At 60.3% G+C, this 19,031-nt stretch carries 18 protein-coding genes; 4 read left to right on the top strand and 14 right to left on the bottom strand.

The window, feature by feature from the left end:
- Positions 1–107: 107 nt before the first annotated feature.
- From BUE38_RS08250 to ffh, 10 genes are all read right to left on the bottom strand, one after another.
- Positions 108–725 (bottom strand): glutathione S-transferase family protein, encoded by a 618-nt coding sequence (locus BUE38_RS08250; RefSeq protein WP_073434542.1) that lies wholly within the window; start codon positions 723–725, stop codon positions 108–110.
- A gap of 91 nt (positions 726–816) precedes the next feature.
- A complete protein-coding gene (thrC, locus tag BUE38_RS08245) occupies positions 817–2,208 on the bottom strand; it encodes a threonine synthase (protein ID WP_073434541.1) in 1,392 nt (463 codons plus the stop codon).
- A gap of 4 nt (positions 2,209–2,212) precedes the next feature.
- The gene (locus BUE38_RS08240) at positions 2,213–3,526 is read right to left on the bottom strand and encodes a homoserine dehydrogenase (protein ID WP_073434540.1); all 1,314 of its coding nucleotides are present in this window, start codon (positions 3,524–3,526) and stop codon (positions 2,213–2,215) included.
- A gap of 129 nt (positions 3,527–3,655) precedes the next feature.
- Complete coding sequence (locus BUE38_RS08235; RefSeq protein ID WP_073434539.1) at positions 3,656–4,393, bottom strand: DsbC family protein; 738 nt, start codon at positions 4,391–4,393, stop codon at positions 3,656–3,658.
- 2 nt (positions 4,394–4,395) lie between these two features.
- Positions 4,396–5,331 (bottom strand): site-specific tyrosine recombinase XerD, encoded by a 936-nt coding sequence (gene xerD / locus BUE38_RS08230; protein ID WP_073434538.1) that lies wholly within the window; start codon positions 5,329–5,331, stop codon positions 4,396–4,398.
- Between the two features lie 142 nt (positions 5,332–5,473).
- Entirely contained in the window at positions 5,474–5,830 is a 357-nt protein-coding gene (rplS, locus tag BUE38_RS08225) for a 50S ribosomal protein L19 (RefSeq protein WP_073434537.1), read from the bottom strand.
- 141 nt (positions 5,831–5,971) lie between these two features.
- Positions 5,972–6,766 (bottom strand): tRNA (guanosine(37)-N1)-methyltransferase TrmD, encoded by a 795-nt coding sequence (gene trmD, locus BUE38_RS08220; RefSeq protein WP_073434536.1) that lies wholly within the window; start codon positions 6,764–6,766, stop codon positions 5,972–5,974.
- A gap of 86 nt (positions 6,767–6,852) precedes the next feature.
- Positions 6,853–7,410, bottom strand: a complete 558-nt coding sequence (gene rimM, locus BUE38_RS08215) for a ribosome maturation factor RimM (RefSeq protein ID WP_073434535.1) — start codon at positions 7,408–7,410, stop codon at positions 6,853–6,855.
- Positions 7,411–7,577: 167 nt separating this feature from the next.
- Positions 7,578–7,826: a 30S ribosomal protein S16 gene (gene rpsP / locus BUE38_RS08210; protein WP_021818040.1), complete on the bottom strand. Its 249-nt coding sequence runs from the start codon at positions 7,824–7,826 to the stop codon at positions 7,578–7,580.
- Positions 7,827–8,027: 201 nt separating this feature from the next.
- The gene (gene ffh / locus BUE38_RS08205) at positions 8,028–9,437 is read right to left on the bottom strand and encodes a signal recognition particle protein (protein ID WP_073434534.1); all 1,410 of its coding nucleotides are present in this window, start codon (positions 9,435–9,437) and stop codon (positions 8,028–8,030) included.
- Between the two features lie 326 nt (positions 9,438–9,763).
- Between ffh and BUE38_RS08200 the strand changes: the two genes are divergently transcribed.
- The gene (locus BUE38_RS08200) at positions 9,764–10,564 is read left to right on the top strand and encodes a cytochrome C assembly family protein (protein ID WP_073434533.1); all 801 of its coding nucleotides are present in this window, start codon (positions 9,764–9,766) and stop codon (positions 10,562–10,564) included.
- Between the two features lie 75 nt (positions 10,565–10,639).
- A complete protein-coding gene (locus BUE38_RS08195) occupies positions 10,640–11,929 on the top strand; it encodes an HlyC/CorC family transporter (RefSeq protein WP_073434532.1) in 1,290 nt (429 codons plus the stop codon).
- Here BUE38_RS08195 and BUE38_RS22910 read toward each other — a convergent pair.
- The 3 genes from BUE38_RS22910 to BUE38_RS08185 form a co-directional block, all read right to left on the bottom strand.
- Positions 11,910–12,065: a hypothetical protein gene (locus tag BUE38_RS22910; protein WP_159438871.1), complete on the bottom strand. Its 156-nt coding sequence runs from the start codon at positions 12,063–12,065 to the stop codon at positions 11,910–11,912. The two genes, BUE38_RS08195 and BUE38_RS22910, sit on opposite strands and share 20 nt — an antisense overlap.
- An 82-nt stretch (positions 12,066–12,147) precedes the next feature.
- On the bottom strand, positions 12,148–12,867 hold the full coding sequence (locus BUE38_RS08190) for a 1-acyl-sn-glycerol-3-phosphate acyltransferase (RefSeq protein ID WP_234986823.1): 720 nt from the start codon (positions 12,865–12,867) through the stop codon (positions 12,148–12,150).
- Positions 12,864–13,484, bottom strand: a complete 621-nt coding sequence (locus BUE38_RS08185) for a TetR/AcrR family transcriptional regulator (protein WP_073434531.1) — start codon at positions 13,482–13,484, stop codon at positions 12,864–12,866. The genes BUE38_RS08190 and BUE38_RS08185 overlap by 4 nt, the downstream gene beginning before the upstream one ends.
- Positions 13,485–13,754: 270 nt before the next feature.
- On the opposite strand from BUE38_RS08185, the gene BUE38_RS08180 reads away from it, so the two are divergent.
- Together BUE38_RS08180 and BUE38_RS08175 are read left to right on the top strand one after the other, a co-directional pair.
- Complete coding sequence (locus tag BUE38_RS08180) at positions 13,755–14,441, top strand: SOS response-associated peptidase (RefSeq protein WP_073434530.1); 687 nt, start codon at positions 13,755–13,757, stop codon at positions 14,439–14,441.
- A 29-nt stretch (positions 14,442–14,470) separates the two neighbouring features.
- A complete protein-coding gene (locus BUE38_RS08175) occupies positions 14,471–17,377 on the top strand; it encodes an insulinase family protein (RefSeq protein ID WP_084541829.1) in 2,907 nt (968 codons plus the stop codon).
- 141 nt (positions 17,378–17,518) lie between these two features.
- Here BUE38_RS08175 and sbcB read toward each other — a convergent pair whose 3' ends face one another.
- Positions 17,519–19,009, bottom strand: coding sequence for an exodeoxyribonuclease I (sbcB, locus tag BUE38_RS08170; protein ID WP_073434528.1), 1,491 nt, complete (start codon positions 19,007–19,009; stop codon positions 17,519–17,521).
- Positions 19,010–19,031: the final 22 nt, after the last annotated feature.

Below are 19,031 nucleotides of genomic sequence, written 5' to 3'. Positions count from 1 at the left end.
AACGAGCCTGGGAACTATAGCTCGACGCCGCCACAGAGCCGCTCGTAGCTCGTAGCTCGTAGCTCGTAGCTCGTAGCTCGTAGCTCGTAGCTCGTAGCTGAATATTGTCAGGTCAATGGCAACATGACGTGGGTGCGATAGCCTTCGCGCTCTGTCAGCCGCTCATACCACGCCTGGAGATGCGGCAGTTCGGGACGCTCGATATCCATGTTGAACCAGCCGTAGGCATAGCAGCCCATGGGGATGTCGCCGATGCCGAATTCCTCGCCGGACAGCCAGACCTGACGTGCCAGAACGGCATCGACCACGGCCAGTTTCTCGCCACTTGCCACCAGGCCTCGGGCCATGGCTTCGTGGTCACGAGTCTCCTCGGTCTTGCGCACCTTGTTCTGGAACAGCTCACGGAAGGGAAACGACAGGGTCGACAGAACCCAGTCCATCCACATATCGCTGCGGGCCATGCTGGTGGCATCGTGACTGCCAAGACGTCCCTGGCCACGAGTGGCCAACAGGTAGCGCAGGATGGCGTTGGACTCCCAGATCGTCAGGTCGCCATCTTCCAGTACCGGGATCAACCCATTGGGATTGCGCTGGCGAAACTCTGGGGTATCGACGCCACCGAAGGGACCGCCCAGGTCCACGCGTTCGAGGCTGATATCCAGCTCATGAGCACACCACATGACCTTCTTGACGTTGACAGAGTTACTCCGACCCAACAGACGCATCGCACACTCTCCTCAATGAACAAAAAAACCAGCGCAACACCCATCAGCGGGGCCGCCATGGTGGACCTCACCACGGCGGCGACACAATGCCTCAGCTCCGTCGATGGCTGGCGACGAAGGACTGCACAGCATCCAACTCGGCCGGCAGCACGCTGTAGCGCTCCTCCCTCTCGAGCAGGTCATCCATATGCGGCGGCAACGGCACACCTGGGAATCCCGCCTTGACCACTGCCTCGGCGAACTTGGCCGGATGCGCAGTGGCCAGGGTGATCATCGGCGTGGCCGCATCGACGCGCTCGCGCTCCGCGGCACGGTAGCCGGTCGCTGTGTGCGGGTCGAGGATTTCCTGAGTGCGATGATGCGCCTCACGGATCACTTCGAGGATGGTGGCATCATCAACGCTGTGGCTGGCAAACTTGTCACGCAGACGCTCCAGCGGGGCGTCCGCCAGTACTGCCGGCTCCTGCTGGAAGCGGCTCAGCAGCTCGTTCACCGCCTGACCATCACGCTCGTAGGCCTCGAACAGCAGGCGTTCGAAGTTGGACGACACCACAATGTCCATGGAGGGTGCCAGGGTCGCCAGCAGCTCACGCTTCGAGAAGTCGTTGTCCGCGAGGGTGCGGTGCAGGATGTCATTGGCGTTGGTGGCAATGATGAACTGCTTGACCGGTAATCCCATGCGCCAGGCCACATAGCCGGCAAAGACATTACCGAAGTTGGCCGAAGGCACACAGAAACTGACTTCACGGTGGGGAGCACCTACGGCGACAGCGGAAGCCACGTAGTAGACCACCTGAGCCATGATGCGCGCCCAGTTGATCGAGTTGACCGCCACCAGACGCGTGCCATTCAGGAAGCTCTGATCGGCGAAGCTGGCCTTGACCATCGCCTGAGCGTCGTCGAAATTGCCCTCGATGGCGATGTTGAACACGTTATCGGCCAGTACCGTGGTCATCTGACGGCGCTGCACCTCGGATACCCGATTGTGCGGGTGGAGGATGAAGATATCGAGGTTGTCGCAATGGCGGCAACCCTCGATGGCCGCCGACCCGGTATCGCCCGAGGTGGCGCCCATGATCACCGCTCGCTCGCCACGCTTGCTGAGGAAATGATCGAGTATGCGGCCCAGCAGTTGCAGCGCGACATCCTTGAACGCCAGCGTCGGGCCATGGAACAGCTCGAGCAGGAAGTGATTGGCATCGAGCTGATTGAGCGGTACGACAGCATCGTGGCTGAAGGTGGCATAGGCATCGCGCACCAGGCCACGGAAGGTATCGTCGTCGATCTCGCCGCCCACGAAGGGCTTCATGACCCGGAAGGCAATCTCGGCATAGGACAGCCCGGCCATATCGGCCAGATCGTCGGCGGACAGGCTGGGGAAGGACTCCGGCACATAGAGGCCGCCATCGGAAGCCATGCCGGTGAGAACCACGTCCTCGAAGGACAATGCGGGCGCCTGCCCGCGAGTGCTGATATAGCGCATCGGCTTATTCCTCATCGAGGCTTTCGACGCGAATACGCGTGACGGATCCCGCGATGTCCGCCAGCGACTCAATGCGACGAATCGCTTCGTTCATGTTCCTTTCCTGGGTGCGGTGGGTCATCAGGATGATCGGCACCAACTCACCTTCTGTGGCTTCCTGCTGGATCAGCGCTTCGATGGAGATGCCCTCCTCGGAGAGGATCGAGGCAACACGAGCCAGCACCCCGGGGCGGTCCACGGCCAGCAGGCGCAGGTAGTACGCGGTGATGATGTCTTCCATGGGCATGATCGGTAGCGACTCACCATTCTCGGTGATGCCACCGAAGGCCAGGTAAGGCGTGCGATAACGATGCTCGGTAGAGATATCGCGGGCCACGTCAAGCAGGTCGGCCACCACCGCCGAGGCAGTCGGCTCTGCACCGGCACCAGCGCCGTAGTACAGCGTCGGACCCACGGCATCGCCCATCACCGCAATGGCGTTCTTGACGCCATGCACGCTGGCCAGCAGGCGCTCCTTGGGAATCAGGGTCGGATGGACACGCAGCTCCAGACCGCTGTCGGTACGCTTGGAGATGCCCAGATGCTTGATGATGTAACCGAGGTTATCGGCTTGCTCCACATCTTCGGCGGTCACCCGAGAGATGCCCTCGGTATAGGCCTTGTCGAATTGCAGCGGCACGCCATAGGCAATCGAAGCAAGGATGGTCAGCTTGTGGGCTGCATCGATGCCTTCAACATCGAATGTCGGATCAGATTCGGCATAACCCAGTGCCTGGGCCTCGGCCAGTACATCTTCGAAAGCGCGGCCTTCGTCACGCATATGGGTCAGGATGTAATTGCCGGTACCGTTGATGATGCCGGCCACCCAACTGATGCGGTTGGCGCCCAACCCCTCACGTAGTGACTTGATCACCGGAATGCCGCCAGCAACGGCGGCCTCGAAGGCCACGATCACGCCCTTCTGATGAGCCGCCTTGAAGATCTCGTTGCCGTGCACCGCGATCAGCGCCTTGTTGGCGGTCACCACATGTTTGCCGTTTTCGATCGCGGTGAGCACCAGATCACGAGCCAGGTCATAGCCACCGATCAGCTCGACCACCACATCGACATCGGGGTTGGACGCCACCTCGAAAACATCATTGGTGGTGCGAATGCCGGTGAGATCGCAGGCCGGATTGAGGCTGCGATGTGCAACCTGCTCAATCACAATCGGACGACCAGCACGCCGCGTAATCTCGTCGGCGTTGCGCGTTAGAACGTTGAAGGTTCCACCGCCCACGGTGCCCAGGCCACAGATTCCCACTCTCACCGGTTTCAATGTCTTTCTCCCTCGAATTGCATATGTATCTCAGCGTGTGTTGAAGGGCCCTCGATGGAAGCCCTTCTCTTTAATCGCGGCACCTCTATGGAGATGCTGCGGGGAAGACCGTGAGCCGATCCTCCATTGTCAACCATCGATACCAAGCATGGCGGCCAGTCGGTCCGCCGGCACGTAGCCCGGCACCATGGTGCCATCGGGCAGCACAATGGCCGGGGTTCCCTGCACCCCAAGCTCGCGGCCCAATTGATACTGTTCAGCTACCGGATTGTCGCAGCTTGCAGGGCTCTCTGGTAGTTCATCCTGCTTGGCGTCGGTCAGCGCCTCTGTCCGGTTGTCGGTACACCAGACCTGCTCGAGACGGCGAGCGCCGTCGCTCAGCATACCGCCGCGCGGGAAAGCGAGGTAATTCACCTCGATGCCCATGTCATTGAGCTGCGGAACTTCTTCATGGAACTTGCGGCAATAGCCGCAGGTGGTGTCGGTAAACACCGTGATCGTCGCCTTCGGCTCAGCGGTACCACGGTACACGATCTGTTCGTCGACCGGTATCGCTGCGATGCGCTCGGCACGCTCTGTATTGCGGCGCTGCTCGCTCAGATTGACGAGGCCATCGTCGGTATTCTCGAACAGGTCACCGATCAGGAAGTGATTACCTTCAGCATTGGTGTAGAAATTCTCGCCAGTGTCCAGCCGCACCTCATAGATGCCTTCCATTGGCGTTTCCAGCACCTGCTTGACCGGCATCTTCTGCCCATTGACTTCAAGCTCATTGAGCGCTTCCGGCGTATCGGCCATCGCCATGCTGGAAGCCAGCAGGCCAGTAGTCAGGGTCAGTGCCGTGATGACAGACAGGGTACGGGTCATGTTCAACCTCGAGGATGATGATCAGCATGCAGGGCTTCCAGACGCGCCTGCGCTACATGGGTATAAATCTGGGTGGTGGACAGGTCGGAGTGTCCCAGCAACAGCTGTACGACCCTCAAGTTGGCCCCATGATTCAATAAATGGGTGGCAAAAGCATGCCGCAACGTATGCGGCGACAATGGCCGCTCGATACCGGCCACTTTCGCGTAATGCTTGATGCGATGCCAGAACGTCTGGCGCGTCATGCTGGCATCGGCGCGCCCGGGAAACAATGCCGGACGAGTGATGTCGCTCATCAGGGCGCCGCGCCCTTCACGCAGGTAGCGTTGCAACCACCAGCTTGCCTCTTCGCCAAGCGGCACCAGACGCTCCTTGCCACCCTTGCCGCGGACCCGCACTACCCCCTGGCGCAGATTGACCGCATCACCGGTGAGTCCGACCAGTTCACTGACACGCAACCCTGCGCCATAGAGCACCTCCAGCATGGCGCGATCCCTCAGGCCCAGTGGAGTCTCGAGATCCGGTGCGGCCAACAATCTTTCGACTTCGTCTTCCTCGAGAGTATTCGGCAGCGACGGACGTACTCTCGGCAGGCGCACTCCGGCCAGAGGATCATGGTCGATCTGACCTTCGGCCAGCGCCCAACGATAGAAACGCCGGAGACTGGCGAGCAGACGCGCGTTACTGCGCAGTTTGTAACCGGCAGTGCGACGCTCATCCAGCCAGATCGGCAGCAGTGTCTCGCCCGGATCGAGCAGAGCACCATTCTCTTCCACCAGGCGCGCCGCCCAGGCCTGAAGGTCATGCCGATAGGCCGACAGCGTATTGTCACTGGCGCCCTGTTCGAGCCACAGGACATCAAGAAAGGCGTTGATCAGATCGCTGGCTGCGTTGCTGTTGTTTCCCTGAGTGTGACTCAAGTCCGGCTGCTCGCTCATTCAGGCGATTCCGTCAGTAGCGCCATTATCATCCCGGCAGGGTAGCCCAAATACCACGACACCCCGCCCCGCAGATGCGGTGACGGGGTGTCGAGGCTGGCGAGAGCCGCAAGGCTCCCACCGATACTGGCTGGCTTGCGCCTTAGGCCAGCTTTTCCTTGATGCGTGCAGACTTGCCGCTACGCTCACGGAGGTAGTACAGCTTGGCCTGACGCACGTCACCGCGACGCTTGACGCTGATGGAGTCAACCAGCGGGCTGTAGGTCTGGAAGGTACGCTCGACGCCAACACCGTGGGAAATCTTGCGCACGGTGAAAGCGGAGTTCAGACCACGGTTACGCTTGCCGATGACAACGCCTTCGAAGGCCTGCAGACGCTCGCGGTTACCTTCCTTGACCTTGACCTGAACGACGATGGTGTCACCCGGCGCAAAGTCAGGCATCTGCTTGCTCATCTGCTCGGCTTCGAGTGCCTGGATCACCTTGTTCTTGCTGCTCATGTCATCAAACTCCTGAAAATGTTGTGACTCACCAATCGATCATGGGTGTTGGTGAATCGTGATCCCGGCACTCGCAGCACGAGTCTATCTGCACGAGTACAGGGCCTGTTGGTGACACAGGTCCGGCCAGTGAGCAGCGATCTATTGATCGTCAAGTCTCACTGGTGCGTCCTGCACCTCCGCCGTATCGGCGTATTCGTCGATGAACTCATCCAGCAGTCTCTGCTGTTCGGGCAGTAACTCCCGATTCTCCAGCAGATCCGGCCGACGCAACCAGGTACGCCCCAGCGATTGTTTCATCCGCCAACGGCGAATCTCGCCGTGGTGCCCGCTGAGCAGGACATCCGGCACTCGACGTCCGTCGATTTCCTCGGGACGGGTGTAGTGCGGACAATCCAGCAGACCGTCGTTGAACGAGTCCTCGACGGCGGAATCCTGATGGCCCAATACTCCGGGTACCAACCTTGCCGCCGTGTCGATCAGTACCATGGCCGGCAGCTCACCACCACTCAACACATAGTCACCGATGGACCATTCTTCATCGATGTCGGCTTCAACCACACGTTCATCGATGCCTTCGTAGCGCCCGGCCACCACGATCAAGGGTGGACCTGACGCCAGTTCCTGAGCCCCCTGCTGATCCAGCCGCCGCCCCTGGGGCGAGAGGTAGATCACACGTGGCCGCTGACCTGTGGCCTCGACGGCACGCTCACGGGCATCATGGATAGCGCTACGCAGCGTATCGACCTTCATCAGCATGCCGGGGCCACCGCCATAGGGGCGGTCATCCACGGTGCGATGGCGGTCAGTGGCGTAATCCCGTGGGTTCCAGAATTCCAGACTCAACTGGCCTCGTTCAACAGCTCTTCCGGTGACGCCCTGGCGAGTGATCGCCTCGAACATCTCGGGGAACAGTGATACGACTCCTATCCACACGGCACTCGTCCTTTCCACACTGCGAGGGTCTTCCGATGGCCCGATTCTTCCTCTGGCCAGGCCCATCAAGAGCCTGGAACCAATCGTCAGAATTCGGGATCCCAGTCGACCACTATCTCCCCTGCCTCGAGATCGACGCGTTTGACGACGTCGTCCGGCAGCCAGGGAAGCAGACGTTCACGATCATCAGGGGCACCTTCGCCCTTCACGACCATCACATCATTGGCACCTGTCTCGAACAGATAGGCCACTGTACCCAGAGAAACAGCGTCCAGTGTCACGACCCTGAGGCCCTCCAACTGGTGCCAGTAGTATTCTCCGTGGTCCAGGTTCGGCAGCTCCTGCTTGGGCAGGAGGATTTCCGCACCGGCCAGAGCTTCGGCCTGATCACGATAATCAACACCCTCGAGCTGGGCGACCAGCCCGCGTCCCTGAGGACGCCCCTGCTTGAGACGATAGCGTGAAAGCTGTCCGTTGTGACGGACCACCCACTCGGCATAATCGAGAATGCCACGTATGGGTGAGGTGTACGAATACACCTTCATCCAGCCCTTGATGCCGTAAGGACTGGTCAGTTTGCCCAACACGACGAAGTCGTCGCTCTGGCGATCGTCGGCCGGCTGGCGCTGTGCGCTGTGGCTCATTGGCGACCCCACGCTACTCCGATAAACGTCTTTCACTGCGGTTACCGATACCAGTGATTCAAGAGCTCAATGCTTCAAGAGCCAGGACCAGGCCTACAGTGACTTGATGATGCTTGTTGGCAAACCGGCTCACGCCGAAACCACCTACTTGTCACAAGTCAGCCGGATCAGGCCTGCTTGCGAGCTTCCTTGACCAGTTCAGCAACGCGGCCAGACAGCTGGGCGCCCTGAGACTGCCAATGTGCAATGCGATCCAGGTCGACGCGCAGGCGCTCTTCCTGACCACGGGCTACAGGATTGAAGAAACCCAGACGCTCGATGAAACGGCCGTCACGGGATTTGCGGGAGTCGGTCACGGTCAGGTGGTAGAAGGGACGCTTCTTGGCGCCACCACGTGCCAGACGAATGGTAACCATACGTTGACTGTCCTTCGGTTGATTACAATTTTGAAACGGCTGGAGAAACGAATCTTCAAACCGAATTTTTACTCACAACGAGTTTTTCACTCACGAAAAGGGCCGCGTTGAACGCGGACCCAATAGTGAAGACGCGACATTCTACGGAAAACCATGCCGCATGGGAACCTTTTTCGGCCCTGCCGACCAGGGCCGGGCATGCTATTTCCAGGGCATACCGCCAGGACCACCCATACCGCCAGGGCCACCTGGGCCACCCATACCGCCTGGGCCCATCATTCCAGACATGCCGCGCATCATCTTCTGCATGCCGCCCTTCTTGCCCGCCTTTTTCATCATCTTCTGCATCTGCTTGTGCTGCTTGAGAAGACGATTGAGGTCGGGCACCTGCAGGCCAGCACCAGCGGCAATGCGACGCTTGCGTGAACCGTTGATGATATCCGGCTGATGACGCTCGCGAGGCGTCATGGAGTTGATCAACGCCTCGAGCTTGCCGAGTTCCTTCTCGGGGCCAGGCCCCTGCGCCATTTCGGCCATCTGCCCCATTCCGGGGAGCTTGCCGAGCAGACCACCCATGCCGCCCATCTTCTTGAGCTGCTGGAGCTGCTCCCGAAAATCCTCGAGGTCGAAGCCCTGGCCCTTCTTGACCTTGCGTGCCAGTTGCTCGGCCTTGCCACGGTCGACGGTACGCTCGGCTTCCTCGATCAGCGACAGTACATCGCCCATGCCGAGGATTCGCGAGGCGACGCGATCAGGGTGGAAGGGTTCCAGCGCATCGACCTTCTCGCCGACACCCATGAACTTGATCGGACGCCCGGTCACATGGCGCACTGACAGCGCCGCACCACCGCGAGCATCACCGTCGGCCTTGGTCAACACCACGCCGGTCAGCGGCAGAGCATCAGCAAAGGCACGCGCGGTGTTGGCGGCATCCTGACCGGTCATGGAGTCGACGACGAACAGTGTCTCGGACGGCTCAATGGCCTTATGCAGCGCCTTGATCTCGTCCATCATCGCTTCGTCGATGGCCAGACGACCAGCGGTATCAACGATCAGAACGTCATGGAACTGGATCCGCGCATGCTTGATGGCCGCCTCGGCAATGGCTACCGGCTGCTCATCCGAACGTGACGGGAAGAAGTCCACCTCGACTTCCTTTGCCAGCGTCTCGAGCTGATCGATCGCCGCCGGACGATAGACGTCGGCAGACACCACCAGCACCTTCTTCTTCTCACGCTCGCGCAGATACCGTGCCAGCTTGGCCACGGAGGTGGTCTTACCGGCACCCTGCAGACCCGCCATCAGCACGACCGCCGGAGAGCCCTTGAGGTTCAACCCCTCATTGGCCTCGCCCATGGTCGCTTCCAGCTCCTGCTGGACGATCTTGACGAACTGCTGTCCTGGCGACAGGCTGCGCGACACTTCCTGGCCGACAGCACGCTCGCGCACACGCTCGATGAAGGACTTGACCACCGGCAGCGCCACGTCGGCCTCGAGCAGCGCCTTGCGCACTTCGCGCAGGGTATCCTTGATGTTGTCCTCGGTCAGGCGCGCCTGACCCTTGATGGACTTCAGCGTCTGCGACAGACGCTCACTGAGATTCTGGAACATGAATGGCCCCTTGAATGCGATGGCCTGGTGTGGCGTCCCACAAGACTAGAGTGGTTTCGACGCCACCTCCTATAGCGTTGGGCAGAAATTATACGCCTTGTCGGCACGACTCTCCATGCAAGTTGGCCGGACTATCCATGCAGCTATCTCCGTGCAACTGTCAGACGCGACTTCGATTCGGTATAGTGAGGCCCACGCTGGACTCATCAGTTACAGGAACTCGTGGCCAGTCGAGGATGCCATTCCGGGATGGTTTTCCGCCTGGCGTTTTTCCAGTTGACGTTTTTTCGAGCCGTCTGCTCATTCACCAAAGGCGTACGGACAGCATGCAGGCCTTACCCCTGGCCTTGATGGCCTTCGTTTTCTATATCGCCGCCGCATCCTGGCAGGGCCTTGCCCTGCTACGTCGTGTGCCGCCCAGAGACCTGCTGGTACGCGGACTCGGCAGCCTGGCGGCACTGCTCCACGCTCTCATTGCAGTAGGCCTGATCCTGCATGAAGGCTCGCTGCTACCGGGCTTCTCCACCAGTGCGGTACTGGCCACGGGTATTGCTGTCATCGTGCTGCTTGGCGCCAGCCTGTTCAAGCCGGTGCTCAACATAGCCACTGCGTTATTTCCCTTTGCCGGGATCGTCCTGCTGTTGGGCATCGAGATGCCCACACCGACCAACGAAAGCGGCATGACACCAGGCATCGCCCTGCACGCTGCCAGCTCTGCACTGGCCTTCGCCGTTCTCGCCATTGCCGCACTGCAAGCCATTCTGGTCGGCATCCAGAACAAGGCACTCAAGCATCACCGTATTCGCGGCGTAGTGCAGTCTCTGCCTCCGCTGACAACAATGGAGCGCGTGCTGTTCGAGATGATCTGGGCCGGCCTGGTTCTGCTGACCCTGTCGATCGCCAGCGGCGTTGTGTTTCTCGAGGACATGTTCGCCCAACACCTGGTCCACAAGACTGTACTGTCACTGCTGGCCTGGCTGGTCTTCGCCACCCTGCTGCTGTGTCATCACCGCCTTGGCTGGCGCGGCATGCGCGCGGTGCGCTGGACCTTGACAGGATATATCGTGTTGCTACTCGCCTATTTCGGAAGCAAGTTTGTGCTCGAAGTGCTGCTGGCGCACCACTGACCCGCCGATCAGCTTGACACACCCGGTTCGCGACCATGAAACTCGACGCTTACCCGTGACCCAGGATTCAAAGACTTGAGCGACGACTTCCCCGTAGGAACACTTTTTGGCCTGCTGTTCCTGCTCATCGCCCTCTCGGCTTTCTTTTCCAGTTCCGAAACCGGCATGATGTCGATCAATCGGTATCGGCTCAGCCATCAAGCCAATAGTGGCCAACGTAACGCCCAGCGTGTTCTGCGCCTGCTGACACGGCCAGATCGGCTGATCGGCGTTATTCTCATCGGCAACAACTTCGTCAACAACCTTGCGGCATCCATTGCCACTATCATCGCCATCCATTTCTTTGGTGAAGTCAGTGGTCCAGCCATCGCCACGGCACTGTTGACCATCGTGGTACTGATCTTCGCCGAGGTGACGCCCAAGACCTTTGCGGCCATCAAACCGGAGCGCATCGCCTACCCGGCGTCGATGATTCTGGAGCCGCTGCTGAAGCTGCTCTATCCGCTGGTCTGGATCGTCAATATCGTCTCCAACGGCCTGCTTCGACTGACGGGCGTGAAGAGTATCGAAGGCGGTGGTGACAATCTGACCCGTGATGAGTTGCGCACCGTCGTGCATGAGGCCGGCACCCTGATACCGCGCCGCCACCAGGCCATGTTGCTGTCGATCCTTGATCTCGAGAATGTCACCGTCAACGACATCATGGTTCCGCGACACGAGGTTGTGGGCATCGACCTGGATGATGACCTGGAGGATATCCTGGCGCAGATTCGCACCAGCCAGCACACTCGACTGCCGGTCTACAAGGGCGACATCAACAGCATCATCGGCATGCTCCACCTGCGCAACGCGGCTCGCTTCCTGTCCCGCGACGAAGTCACCAAGGCGGCGATCGTGCAGGAGGCCAGGGAACCTTACTTCATTCCCGAGTCCACGCCGCTGCATACCCAATTGCTCAACTTCCAGAAGCAGAAGCGACGCATCGGTATCGTGGTCGATGAGTACGGGGATGTGGAAGGCCTGGTGACGCTGGAGGATATCCTCGAGGAGATTGTCGGTGAGTTCACTACCGATGTCACCGACCTCGAACAGGACATGTTGCCTCAGGCCGATGGCAGCCATGTCATTGACGGCACTGCCAGTGTCCGCGACATCAATAAGTCACTGGGCTGGCAACTGCCTACCGACGGTCCCAAGACCCTCAATGGATTGATTCTGGAATACCTGGAGTCCTTCCCGGATGGCCAGGCCTGCCTGCAGATCGGCAATATCCGCATGGAGATTCTCGATGTGCGCGATAACCTGATCACCTCGGTATGTTGCTGGCCGGCGGCGCGCCGCCGGGTCAACGAGACAAACTATTGACATGGCAATCAAATAGCTCTTCCTGATCGATTTGATTGTCGTCCGCACCACACTGGCGCAGATGCGCGAATCTGCTGGTGTGGTGCGGTCTCGCGTCGGCCTGATGGCCGACGGCGGCACGTCCCTGTGCCGCCATTAACCCAACATGAAAGCATGTCGGGTCAATAAGCCAGCACACCTGAGTCAGAACACCAGAGTCAGAACACCTGGACCAGCCTCTAGCTTTCCGACTCTGATGGGTGATTGTCTCCCCACTCATCCGCTTGCCGCTTGAGTTCAAGCACCTGCTGTTCAAGCAACTGCCGGGTTGCCTGGCCCGGCGCTATCGGCTCACCGAAGTACAGCGCCACCCGGGCACGGAAGCGACGAGGCCAGCGACTCAGCGCCCGGCCATGAGCATGTGATGTCCAGGATCCCCACAGCCCCGACAGCGCGGCAGGAATGACCGGTACCGGATCACGCCGGAGAATCAGGTCCAGACCCCGACGGAACGTATGTGTCTCACCATCCGGCGTCAGCCGCCCTTCCGGGAACAACATCACGATATCGCCATTGCGCAGTGCTCGGCTCACTTCATCCAACGCACGGCGCACGTTGCCCGGGTCGCTGCGATCGGACTCCACGGGAATCGCACCGACCATGCGAAACAACCAATTGAGACGTTTCGACTCGTAGATCGGCTTGTCCATCAGGAAGCGTAGCGGTCGAGGGCTACCTCCCCCCATCACCAGCGCATCAACAAAGCTGACATGGTTGCACACCACAAGCGCAGGGCCACGAGAGGGAATATTGCTCCGGCCCAGAAAGCGCAGCCGGTACATGACGTGAATCAGCGCGTAGACCAGGCCGCGAATGTGCCAGGCAGGCTGTCTAGTGAAGTGCCAGATATAGGCTACGACCAGTAATGTGCCGACGCCCCAGATAAAGAGTGAGTTCACGGATCCTGTGGCATCCTCTCAAGGCCAGCCAGAGTGGTGCACAGCAGTTGCTCAAGGAGCTCATCCGCCCCGAAGGCGCCCCCCTGCCAGTATCCCAGACGGTCGTTCAACCCCAGCTGTACCAGTCCATGCACACTGCCCCACAGGGTGCGTGCCAGGCGCCGCGCTTCCAAGTCCCCCAGCCGCGGCTGATATTCCTTCAGTGCTGCCTCTACCCGGGAGAACAGCGCCTCGATCATATCGGACTGGCGACGGTCCAGCTCACCTTCCTGGGCCAGTGGATAATCGAACAGCAGCTCCCAGCGATGAGCCGCGTCGCGAGCAAAGCTCCAATAGCCCATGGCCAGAGCGCGTAGCCGCTCCTCGGGCGGAGTGGTATCCGCCAGCAGCGGCTCGATCACCGCACGCAGGCTGGCCAGACTCTCGATATTGACGTGCTGAAGCAGGTTATTGAAGCTGCCGTAGAGTTTGAGTAGCGTACTCGGCGCACAACCCACCTCACGCGCCAGAGAGCGCAACGACAGCGCATGTACCGGCTGCTCACTCAGCCAGGCATCGCAGGCCGCCATCACCTGAGCGTGAAGCTCTTCAGGGGCATGCTGTCTGGGACGAGCCATCGCTTTCCTCTCACAGTAACGCCGGATGGCGACAAGGGTTGATACCTGAAAGTCTTGACCTGATACAGCATGATCGCAACGAAAAACGCCGTTTCACCTGTATAATTGGTCAGTGCTTCCTTACGTTTGCACTTCAGGATACATTAATCGAACAGTGTTTTCGACAGAATACCCCAGACGGCCGCCAGCACAAGGTAAATGCCGTTCTGCCCATTGCTGTTGTCCTGACTGTGGACACACGACGCCGGGTGCTTCCTGGCCGGAGATTTCATGACAGGTCGACTGTACATCCCCCCTGCCTGTATCGAGCAGGCGGTTCCCGACCTCTACGTCCCCACCAGCATCATCAGCGGTGTCAATATGGCACCGCGTCGACCGCTTTCGGTGATACGCCTCGAGGCCGCTCGCCCGACCCTGGGCGATGCCTTCTGGGGCTTGACTCCACCGTGGCTGAAAGTCCTCGACCACGCTCCCCATTGCGCCCGCGCCGAAGGCCTCTCGCAGCGGCGAATGTTCAGCGACGCCATCCGCTCGCGGCGTTGTCTGGTCCCTGCCGCGGGCATCTATGCCTGGCAGCCGAGGCCGGGCTACAAGCAGCCACACCTGATTACCCGAGCTGACCGGTCACCAATGCTGCTGGCGGGCATCTGGTGCCGCTTTCACACCACCCTGACCGATTACAACGACTCCTTTGCGCTCATCACCGTACCCAGCCCAACGTTCCTCGAGCCATTATCGGACCGCCTGCCGGCCCTTATCCGACCCGAGGATTCCCATCTCTGGCTTGACCCTCAGACCCCTGAGGACATCATCAACAACCTGCTCAAGCCAGCAAATGGGGAACTGTTGGGCGCCTTTCCGGTATCTAGACGTGTGAACAATCCACGTGAACAGGATCCATCATGCGCCCATCCCATCGGAATCATGCGGCGCCACAAGCCCGAACAGGAGATATGATGGCCAGTACCCCACGCAGGCGCAGCTCAATGCTGCTTGTCACTCTATGTGCTCTCACACTGCCCCTTCAGGCTGCCAGCACTCTTGCCGCCGAAGCCGCCACGGAGTCAGTGCCCGACGAGGTGGCAAGGGTCGTTACGCCAGTCGTCAGCCCCCATGATCAGCGCGACTATCGTGTCCTGACGCTCGATAACGGTCTCAAGGTCCTGCTGGTCAGCGACCCCGAGGCCGACAAGGCCGCCGCTTCGATGAATGTAGCTGTCGGCAGCTCTCAGGACCCCGGCGACCTACAGGGACTAGCCCACCTGCTTGAGCACATGCTGTTCCTGGGCACCGACGCCTGGCCGGAGCCTGATGCCTATCAGGGGTATATCAGTCGTCATGGCGGGAGCCACAATGCCTTCACGGCATCGCGGGATACCAACTACTTCTTCGACGTCGAGCCCGACGCCCTGGAAGGCGCTCTGGATCGCTTCAGTCATTTCTTTATCGACCCACTGTTCAACGCTGACCAACTGGGTAGCGAACGCACCGTCGTCAACTCCGAGTACCAGGCACGACTGCGCGATGATGCCCGTCGACAGGATGAAGTACTCGACGCGATGCTCAATCCGGAAAATCCGACCGTTGGCTTTTCCGTGGGCAGCACCGAGACCCTGGCCGACCGCTCAGAGGACGAGCCGAGCCTGCGCGACCGGGTCATGCAGTTCTACCAACAGCATTATGGCGCCGGCGTAATGCACCTCTCCGTGGTTGCCCCACTACCACTGGATCAATTGACCCGGATGGTCACCGAAGACTTCGTGGACGTCCCCAACCGCGATCTGGAGCGCGAAAGAATCACCACCCCGCTGGTGGATGCTGATCGCCTGCCGCTGGCAGCAGAAGTCCAGTCGTTGCGTGACAGTCGCCATATCAGCTTCATGTTCCCGGTTGATGATCCGATTCTCAGCTACCGCACCAAGCCGGATAGCTACATTGCCAACCTGCTGGGGCACGAAGGCCCGGGCAGCCTGCTCAGCCAACTGCGCAAGCAGGGGTGGGCCGACGGCCTGTCCGCCGGCACTACTCGTGGTGACGGCCAGCATGCCCTGTTTACCGTCGATGTCAGCCTGACACCAGAAGGTGCAGAACATATCGATCGTATCCAGGCGAGCCTGTTTGCCGCCATCGAGCAGATCCGCCAGCATGGCGTCAGCGAAGCACGCTATGAGGAACAGGCCAGCCTGGCCCACCAGGCCTTCCAGTTCCAGCAGCACGGCAACCCGCTGGATGAAGCCATGCGTCTGTCCATGAGTCTCGCCTACTATCCGCTCAAGGACGTCAATCAGGCGGGCTACCGCATGGATGGCCTGGATCGGGGCGAAATTGATCACTGGCTGGATGCATTGCGGCCCGAGCACCTGTTGCGTCTGTACAGCGGCCCGGAGGTCGAGAGCGAACAACGTACGCAGTATTACGACACGGCCTGGCGAGAAGTGCCTGCCGACGTGGGAGAAGCCAAGGCACTGACCGGGCTGTCGCTTCCGGACCCCAACCCCTTCATCGCCGCAGACCTGACCCTGCTCGACCCGCACCAGGAGATTCCTGCCGTACTGCTCGATAGCCCACAGGCAGATGTCTGGTACAAGGCCGACAGCGAGTTCGACACCCCTCAGGTCTCCTGGCGCATCAGCCTGCAACACCCGGAAGCAAGCCAGTCGGCCCGCGAGTCGGCAATGACCCAGCTACTGGCGGGCTGGCTCAATGACAGCCTCAATGCGCGACTATACGCTGCACGCCTGGCGGGGCAGAGCTATACCGCCTATGCCCATTCACGAGGGATGACGCTGTCCTTCACCGGCTGGCGTGACCGCCAGTCACTGGTCATGCAGGAAGTGGTTGATCAACTGCTCAATGGCGAGATCGATGAAGCCAACCTGGAGCGTGTGCGCTACGGCCTGTCCCGAGAGTGGCGCAATGCACCTCAGGACCCCCTGTATCACCAGGCACAACGCACGCTGTCCGAGGCCCTGATTCGGCCACAGTGGTCCACCCCGGCGCTGCTGGAAGCCCTTGACGATATCAGCCTCGACGACCTCCGCGCCTACCGCGACGACTTCCTGAGTCAGTTGCATGTCCAGGCCCTGGTGGTGGGCAATCTCGGCGAGGAGCTCGCTCGTGACGAGGCCCAACAGGTGCTCGACAAGCTGCAACCTCAACTGAGTGCGGGTGATATTCCTGACCTGGTGGTGCTGGACGCCAATGACCTGCCGTCGCTGACGCCGGAGTCAACGCGAGAGGAGTCCATCCTGTTGCGATATATGCAGGGGGCCGACCAGTCCGTCCCCACCCAGGCGAAGCTGGCGGTGCTCGGCAAGTTGTTGGAGACACCTTTCTACCAGCGCCTGCGTACCGAACAGCAACTTGGCTACGTGGTCAATGCCGGCTATTCTCCGCTGCTCTATGCACCGGGTATCAGCATGCTGGTACAGTCACCCAGCACCTCCAGTGCTGAGCTCCGGCAGTACATCGACGCCTTCCTCAACGGCGTTCCGCAGATGCTGTCCAACCTCGAGGAAGAGGATCTCGCGGCCTGGCGCCAGGCGGTGCACGATGAGCTGCTGGTGCGTGATACCAGCCTCTCGGCTCGTACCTCTCGCCTGTGGGGAGCATTGTCCTGGGGTGACCTGATGTTCAATCATCGCCAGCGGCTTGCCGCCGCCGCCCTCGAAGTCAGTGCCGATGACCTGTCCACGATCTGGGGCGACCTGCTGGGTCATGACGTGGTCGATGTGGCCTTCGATCCAGGAGCAACTCCCAGCAACATCGCCAACATCAAGGCTGACCTCACGGTCCTGCCCGGTGACAGTAATGCCGATGTGGAGAGCAGCGCTCCCCGTTCGGAGATTCCTGCGGCCAACCTCAAGCAGGCACCGAGTCCCACATCTCCCTGAGGACCTCCTGTTCCCGCTCTCGCTGAGGGCTCCTCATTTCCCCCCTCGCTGAGGGCTCCCACAACGTAGAAGCCCGGCATCCGCCGGGCTTCTCATTTGCAGAACGCTGCAAGTCAATAGGGTTGCCTGCCGGGCAGAGCCCTAACCAAATGCCTGAGGCGGCATGATCGACTCCACATACATCACCATCTCCTCGAGAACCTGACGATCCCGGTCGGACAATGATGTCTGATTGAGGCGCTCGATCTCCCGGGCAAAATCCTTCAGCGTCAGACTGGAAATCGCCGAATCATTCATCCGCTCCCAGCGCTGAGTCTCCCAGCGTGCCTGCTCTTCCCCAGTCAAGGTGTCGGGATAACTGCGCGCCCGGTATCGGAACAGCATTTCCTCGAGGCGCGGGTCCTGGAAGGCGAAACGAGCATCGACCAGATCCCAGGCGGACGTCTCGCGCACGCGCTGCATCTGCTGACGATCCGCCGGCGAGAAGAAACCACCGGAATACAGCATCAGATCGGGATCCCGAGGGGGCTCGGGGTGAGCTTCGGCGAATACTTCACGGACCTTGTCGGCGATGGCGGGATCACTGGCCAGGCGCCGGTAGTGTTCACGACACAGGTTCATGTCCAGCTCGAGTCGCTCGACGATATCGCCGTACTCCCCCTGGCGCGCCCCGGAAACATCCTTGAGCGCACTGGGCGGGAAAATCACCGGGCTCTTGTTGACGTGAATGACCTTCAGCGGAATACGGCTGGCACCCTCAGCGAGATCATTGTTGCTGACAAAGACCCGCTGACGCACCTGCTCTGCCGACAACTCCAGTAACTCACCGGGGTCCACCGACAGGTCAAAGACGATGACGCCATTGGGGTTGGAAGGATGCTCCGCCAGCGGCAACACCAGAGCACTACATCCACGACTGGCCGGGTAGCGACGTGAAATATGCAATACCGGCCTACGCTGAACCAGGTCCAGCCGCGAAGCCACCTGGCGCTTGTTGCGCAGCGTCAGCAGGTAGTCGAACAGGTTGGCATTCCTTTCACGCAGCAGCCTTGCGAGGGCAATGGTGGCACGCACATCGGCCAGCGCGTCATGAGCCCCGACATGTTCGATCCCATTGGCTGCGGTCAAGTCCTCGAGACGGAAGCTCGTTGCACCGTCCTCTCGCTTCGGCCACTCGATGCCCTCCGGACGCAGGGCATGAAAGGCGCGCACGACATCGATCAGATCCCAGCGCGAATTACCGTTCTGCCATTCCCGAGCATAAGGATCGATGAGGTTACGATAGAACAGGTGGCGACTGACTTCATCATCGAAACGCAGACTGTTGTAGCCCAGCGAACAGGTCCCCGGCACGCTCATCTCATCGAAGATGGCACCGGCAAATTCGGCTTCCGGTAGCCCCTTGCGACGAGCCTGTTGCGGTGTGATACCGGTGATAAGGCAAGCCATGGGGTGAGGCAGCGCGTCATCCGCCGGTTTACAGAACAGCTCCAGCGGTTCACCGATTTCGTTGAAATCCGCATCGGTACGAATCGCCGCGAACTGGGATGGGCGATCACGCCGCGGATCGGCACCGAAGGTTTCGTAATCGTGCCAGAGATAGGTCAACGGAGCGGCATTGGACTGCGCCATGGATGAGAGCTCTCCAGGGAAT

The sequence above is a fragment of the Halomonas cupida genome (assembly GCF_900142755.1).
GTDB classification, from domain to species: Bacteria; Pseudomonadota; Gammaproteobacteria; order Pseudomonadales; family Halomonadaceae; genus Halomonas; species Halomonas cupida.
Note: the sequence above shows the minus strand (reverse complement) of the source record. Positions and strands in the feature narration are given on the sequence as shown.